The organism is Mycobacterium sp. (genome assembly GCF_052144515.1).
Taxonomy (GTDB): Bacteria; Actinomycetota; Actinomycetes; order Mycobacteriales; family Mycobacteriaceae; genus Mycobacterium.
On the sequence record NZ_JBKQQD010000457.1, the window covers coordinates 1 to 6,811 of the forward strand.

The 6,811-nt window shown below is 62.3% G+C and carries 4 protein-coding genes and 1 pseudogene; 2 read left to right on the top strand and 3 right to left on the bottom strand.

Annotated elements, in window-relative coordinates; genetic code table 11:
• The coding region (locus ACLP9N_RS31000; RefSeq protein WP_442410966.1) for a hypothetical protein at nt 1–1,245 on the bottom strand (1,245 nt) is incomplete at its 3' end.
• Between the two features lie 3 nt (nt 1,246–1,248).
• Nucleotides 1,249–2,013, bottom strand: a complete 765-nt coding sequence (locus ACLP9N_RS31005) for a hypothetical protein (RefSeq protein ID WP_442410967.1) — start codon at nt 2,011–2,013, stop codon at nt 1,249–1,251.
• Between the two features lie 452 nt (nt 2,014–2,465).
• Between ACLP9N_RS31005 and ACLP9N_RS31010 the strand changes: the two genes are divergently transcribed.
• Nucleotides 2,466–3,596, top strand: a complete 1,131-nt coding sequence (locus tag ACLP9N_RS31010) for a right-handed parallel beta-helix repeat-containing protein (protein WP_442410968.1) — start codon at nt 2,466–2,468, stop codon at nt 3,594–3,596.
• Between the two features lie 963 nt (nt 3,597–4,559).
• Nucleotides 4,560–6,350 (top strand): hypothetical protein, encoded by a 1,791-nt coding sequence (locus ACLP9N_RS31015; protein ID WP_442410969.1) that lies wholly within the window; start codon nt 4,560–4,562, stop codon nt 6,348–6,350.
• Between the two features lie 197 nt (nt 6,351–6,547).
• On the opposite strand, the pseudogene ACLP9N_RS31020 reads toward ACLP9N_RS31015, so the two are convergent.
• Nucleotides 6,548–6,811 (bottom strand): annotated as a pseudogene (locus tag ACLP9N_RS31020) (ACP synthase); the annotation flags it as partial.

Here is a 6,811-nt window from a genome sequence, read left to right on the forward strand (position 1 = left end):
CTGGCGGCGGTCCGGTCTCGAGGGGCCGGTCGGCGTGGCCCACGGCTTGAACCGGAGCAGTGCCAACGCCGTGACGAACGTGGTCGCTGTCACGAGACCAACCGCGACCCCCACCGCCGTTCGGAAAAGCGCCGCACCGCCGAGTGCCGTCACGACCATGACCAGCGCGTAACTGGCCTTGAGCATGAGCGCATCAGCGCTTCGATTGGAGGTTAGCAGCCAGATTGGGAGCGCAATGATCCACGCTCCGATGGCATATCCAAAGGCGACGACGGAAATGATCGCTCGCGTCGCTTCGAATGTGGGGCCGAGCACAAGTTCACCGACAGTGCCAGGTAGGAGGGCCAGCACCAGGCCAAGAAGGATTGTCGCTGACGTCGAGACCAGAGTGATTCGGGCCAGAGCGCTCCACGTCTGCGCCGGTGGCATGTTTAGGCGTTTGCTCTCTGCGATCACCCCCGATTGAATCGCACTCACCACGATGGCCACGGGTGCCAGCAATGCCGTGGCACCGCGCAGTGCGGCGGTGGCCCCGGGACTCACAACGACAGCGGTGAAGAGCAGCACCGCGAACGCTGTCGTTTGCTGGAGGCCGGAGTCGATGCCGTACCGTGCTCGGTCCTTCCAGCCCTTGGCAATCCAAGCCGGGCACTGTCTCAGCCGCGGGGCAATGCGAATCGCAATCAGCATGCCGACCAACGCAAGAACGGTAAGGGCGGTCCATCCACCGATGAGGTAACTGGTGGTTGCCGCCGACAAGTGCAGCCATGCCGCCACCAACAGCGCCGCCGAACCGGCAAAAAACACGCCGTCCCAGCGGGTCGCAACGTGGGGACGGCCTTCGGCGATGGCCACTTGTCGTAGAACATCTTTCACAAGCACGAACGGTGTCGCAACAATGATCAATATTGCCGGCAGACGGATTCCTGACCCCTGAACCGCCCACATGACGCTCGCGACGATGGGACTGACCAGTAGGGCACTGGTGAACGCGAACGAGCCCTCCCGCCGGATGTCAGATCGGGCGCGTCCCGCCATCAACAGGAGCGGTGTGCCCAACGCACCGCGAAGGACGCCGATGGCCGCGGCGAGCAGCGTCAAAAGCACCGCGATCTGGCCGAAATTCTGGGCAACGGTCACCACCGCGACGGCATAGATGACCAGGCCGTTGCTGAGACCGCAGAAGACCTGGTGGGCGCCGCTCGAGACGGCGCGGACCTTGCTCATCGACGAACCTTCGGTCATGCCTCAGTCCCTCTTGCCCGTGGCCCAGATCTCATCGAAAGCTCCGATCGAGTCGGTGGCTCCGTGGTTCGAGAAGAGCTCGAACGTGGCGAAAGTTCCTTGCCACTCCGAAAAGCGCGGATCTGTCACGATCCTGTGAGTTCCGGGCAAATCCACGGTGACTTGAGCGCCGTCGATGGTCAGGTGTGCCTCGTAGACAGTTTGTCCGTCTTCGCGCAGTGGTTGTGGAAAACTATCGGCCGCGACCACCTCCACTGGTGCGTTGTCAGTCCGCACGACGCTGATGTTCCAGTTGATCGGTGTCACCACCAAGTGAATCGGCACCGACCCGGTTACCGGTGGAAAGCGTTTCTTGATGCCTCGCGACACCGTAAGGCCGATTGCGCCAGGCGTACCGGATCCGGGCCGGAAGACAAACCGCGCACCCATACCCTTTACCGACGAACCGAGGTCGGGCGAACTCAAGAACGCGGTTGCGGTCCCTTGCGTTGTGGGTTGGTAGCTCAACCTACCGTGCTGAATTCTGAGTTGGTCGCCTGGGTCACTAACCACCGTGGTCATAGGCTGGCCGCCGTCGAAATAGTCCGGCGCCGGCCCGTCGGGCATAGCGGTGAAGTCTGCTTGGACCTGAATGCCCGCAGCGCGCGTCGGCGCGTTCTCACGCAGAAACCCCCACCAAAGTGCCACGGCCACAATAACTGCCAGCGTCAGGGCGAAGACGACCTGTGCCGCGGCGCGGTCCAGGCGGCCGGTTGTCAGGCTCGTCACACCGAGCCCTGCTCGAGGATCTGGCCGTAGCGCGCAGCCGGCGTCGGGCATAGCTCTGTGCTAAGACGTTGCTTCGCCCGGCCGCTGGGTACGATGTCTTCACCAGCAGCTTTGTTCACCGGCGAACCAAACAATCCGCCCCCTCCTAACGAAGCTGGCCACCCGGTGATGGGCCGCAGGTACGGCGGCCGGGCCACGCTCAATCTGTTCGTATACCGGCAACGCACTTGAGTGAATGACGTCAATACTATACTATACGTTGGAATTCAATGCCGAAAACAAACTTAGGGTTTTCGGATCAGCCGCTAAGCATTCATAGATTGGGATACCAGCTTGCAGAGCAGACCGCAGACCGACGAGGCGCTTCCGCGGAGCGAGCCTCGTGGTCCAGCAGGGGGCATAGTCGTGTCGCCCGACTCGCGGCCGGTGTGCGTGGCCCGCGGAGGACTGCGATGAGTAAGCCAGCGCTAGGGATGGTCGCGATGATCTCGATGATCTCCTTTGTCGCCGGCATCGCCTTTGGGTGCGTCGAGCCCGCCCGAAGTGATACGTCCGGTGATGACACGGCAACTCTGCAGGCGATGTTCAACAATGTGCAACCCGGCGCCACCCTGACTCTGGACCGCAGGGTTTACCCGCACGGTGGCGTGGTCACCATCACCGTGCCAAACGTGCACATCGAAGGAAACGGCGCGACGTTGGCGGCCACCAACGACCTAACCTCGGCGGTGGAGATCCGAGCGAATGGCGTCTCGGTCTCGAACCTGAACCTCACCGCGCCGATCGGCGGCAAGCGCTACAGCGGGCTCGAGCAACAAAAGCTCTACGTTCTTCATGCCGACGGAGTCAGACTCAATGACATCACAGTCACAGGCTCCGCAGGTGCAGGTGTGCTCCTCGACGGCGCAAGCAATTTTGTGCTCAACCGCGTCACGGTGCGCGACAGCCGCGCCGACGGTATCCATATGACGCGCGGGTCGAACAACGGCCAGGTCAACAACCCGCTAACCGAGCGCACCGGCGACGACGGTGTCGCGGTGGTTTCCTATGGCCCGAAGTTCGTCGGTGTCAACGAGCCGCCGTGCCGCAACATCACCATCGAGTCGCCGGTCGTCAACGGCACCACGGCTGGCCATGGCGTGACGGTACGGGGCGGCGAGAACATCACGTATCGCAACGTGCAAGTGACCGGCGCCAGCGGCGCCGGGGTGTTCGTCGACACCGAGGGCGCCCCGTTCTTCTTGCAGTCGGTCAACGGTGTCACCATCGAGGGCGGAACTGTGACCGCGGCCAATACGGCCCCGGGCGACGCGATGGGAGCGCTCGTAGCCTACGGACAGAACCCCGAGGCGGTTACCAGTAACGTCACCTTCTCCGATCTCACGGTCGTCAACACTACCGAGTCGGCGCCGAGCAACATCGCGGTGGTGACCGCAAACGGGGGCGCAGTCAGCAATATCGTGTTCCGTAACATTGCCATCCAGCAGCATTCGCAGAAGCCGGTTCTATTTGCGAACGCGCCGCGGGAGACCTACACGCTGTCGGGCATCACGCTCAACGGGTCGCCGTACAATGCCGCCTGAGAACCAATCAGGCTCCCGGCAGCAAAAGTGCCGGGAAAGGCCGGGGTCAACTTACCGCTAATGGCGATAAGTTTTCCAGGTATGGCGCTGATCCAACAAGAGCGGATCCGTAAAGAAAAGACTGGGAATGGCCCGATTGTGATAGATCAAGGAAGGACTACACGTGAGTGTACGTAATGCGCTAGTGATTGTTGTGGCGGCGCTCCCTGCCAGTGAGCTAAAGAATGCTCTGCTCCGTCGCTTGGGGTGGGCCATTGGCGATGGGGTGCGCATCGGCCCATGTTTGGTCTTGAGGGTCGGCCACGTCGACATTGGCGGCGGAGCATATATCGGCTCATTCAATGTCATAAGGGATCTGGCGACGCTCACGCTAGGCGAACACACAGAGATCATGCATTGGAACTGGGTGACCGCTTCTCGACTGCTGGGCGAAGCGGGTGCCCCTTGTCTGCTGCAGCTGGGACCCCACTCCAACATAACTTCTCGCCACTACATCGATTGCAGCGGTGGCATACGTGTTGGGACAACCAGCGCAATTGGTGGTGTGCGGTCGACGTTAATCACGCACGGAATCTCCGTGATGAGCTGGCCGGCCCGGACGCTACGGAAGACCAACGATTGCACTCTCGGCCCCATAGAGATAGGCGATTACTGCCTCCTTTCGTCGAACGTGCAAGTTTCCCCAGGGACGGTAGTCGGCAGCAGGATTGTCGTCGGAATGGGAGCAACCATTGCCGGCCAACTCGTGGATCCGGGGTTGTACATGCAATCCCGCGCGACGCTAGTGCAGACGGACCTTCGCCAGCCACGTTGCCGTCGGGAGCAAGGGCATGTCGACACCGTTCAGCAACGGTAAAAATCTCGTGCCGGCACTCGTGACCGCTAATGTCGCAAATCAGCAAAATAACATCAAGAGCACGACTATCCGCTAGTGGCGGAAGCCGACCATGGAGCCAGCGCAACATGCCGTTGACGACGACAGAGGTGCCGACATTTTTCGGACCGTCTGATTCGCCACTGTTCGGCGTGGTTCATCTGCCGGTCGATAACCAGATCAGAGGCGGGGTACTGATCTGTGGTTCGCTCGGAAAGGAGGGGATGGACAGTGTCCGACTACAACGGGTCCTCGCCGAGGGCCTAGCGCGCCGCGGTTTCGGCGTGCTGCGCTTTGACTATCTGGGCTTGGGTGATTCCGCCTACGCTCAGGTCCGTGATGACGCGGTGGCCAACTGGGTGGCAAGCGTGGGCCACGCGCTCGACTACCTCACGCTGATCGGCGCGGAGTCGGCGACCGCTATCGGCATACGTGCCGGGTGCCTGATCCTCAACGAGTACCTGGCCCAATCCCACACGGTCAAGCGCGTGGTCTACCTCGATCCCTATGGAACGGGCAGGCGTTACCTTCGGGAACACACCGCGCTGTTCCGGGTGTCGGTGGGCGAGGACGCTCCTGCGCCCGGCGAAGTGTCAATCATGGGCGGGCGGTTGAGCGACCATACCGCCGCAGAATTCGCCGCGCTGCGGATGGGTGCCAATCCAGTCAGCGCCCATGGCGTCGACAACGTACTTCTGGTGGGACGACCAGCCGAGACCGACGGGCGCATCACCGCCCTGGCGTCGGCCGAGGGGGTTGATTCGATCATTACCGGCGGTCTGCCGGAATGCGCCCGGCCGAGGGATGTGTTGGTACCGATCCCTTTCACCGCGGTCGATTCGATCGTCGAGTGGATCGACGGAAACGTTCCCAATCGCACCCATCGCGCCGTTCCCCAATACCTGACAACGGTGACGATGCCGGCCGAAGGTCCCGACGGGGTCGACGTTTTCGAAAGCATCGAACGAATCGAGCCGAACGGCCTATTCGCCATCCGCACGCTGCCACGACGCCGTAGTCCCGCGCCCGCAAAGACCGTGTTGTTCTTCGTGACGGCCAACGACTTGCACGTTGGACCCGCCCGGGAGTGGGTCGAATTGTCACGTCGCATTGCAGCTGCCGGGTCACAGGCGTTGCGCTGGGACCCGGCAGGACAGGGCTTGTCGGGCCAGATCAACCGGGACCCTTGGCGCAGGATATTTTCCAAGGCTGACATCAGCGACTCGATAGCGGTGGCCAGATATGCGTGCCAAGACGCCGGCCAACTCGAGCTTGTCGGTATCTGCTCCGGCTCGTGGTACGCCGCTCAAGCCGCCCGCAGTATCGGTGCGCGGTCGGCGATCCTGGTCAACCCGCAGGTGTGGAATTGGCACGTCACCCCCACCTTGCTGCGGCAGTGGAACGTCCGGAAAAAAGCGCTACACGCCAACGCGGCTAGTGACACGGGCGGCGGCCCCTCCGAATCCAGGACACCGCGCCTCATAGCACTTTTCAACCCGGCTCGGAAGCGGACGAAGATCTTTATGCACAACCACCTCCCGCGATACGTCCTGCGGGTGTTGAGCCGGGTCGGACTCGTGTGGCTGCCGGAGCACGTTCTGACAACGCTTGCCCACCGTGGAACCGACGTGACGCTGATTGCCTCGCCCGAGGATGCGGAGGAGTTCACTGCCAGAGGCGGTCGGGCAACCCTTGACCGGCTGCAATGGACGTCGCAGCCGCCCCGCCTGATCGCCACACCCACCGGCGATCATTCCGCCCATCACCCGGTGATATTGGCGGCGATCCGCAACGCGGTGTTGCCGGTAGCTGCCGTTTCCCCATCGGAGCACCTCCGCGTATCGGACATCACGTCGATTGAGAGTCGCCGAATCCGCTAGTGCCCCGCACCGGAAATGCGTGAGATGTATTCGTGGAGGGAGTCGCGAGGATCTCTTCGGCGGTCTTTGTCCACGCGAACGGTCTTGGGTCGGCGTTCCAGGTGGCGATCCATTCGCGGACGTCGTTTTCGAGCGCGACAACGCTTTTGTGGGTTTCGGGCACGGCGAGTCGAGTCTGCGCTAGCGCATGAAGTTTCCTACTCGGACTGGGCCGGACTACAGACCACGAGAACGACGGCCATTGCGTGGCAATCGGCGTGCGAAAGCGACAAAGACGAGCTGAGCCAGCCTTGGTGTTGTGCCCGCTCGGCGACCGCTCCGCTCAGACGAAGCAGAGGCAGCGGACCGTCCCGTGTTACCTCGATCTCGCGCAGGGGAAACGGCATGTCGGGTTCTGCGAATGCCTTGATCACTGCTTCCTTGGCCGCGAACCGGGCCGCCAGTCTGTACACCCGGTTGCG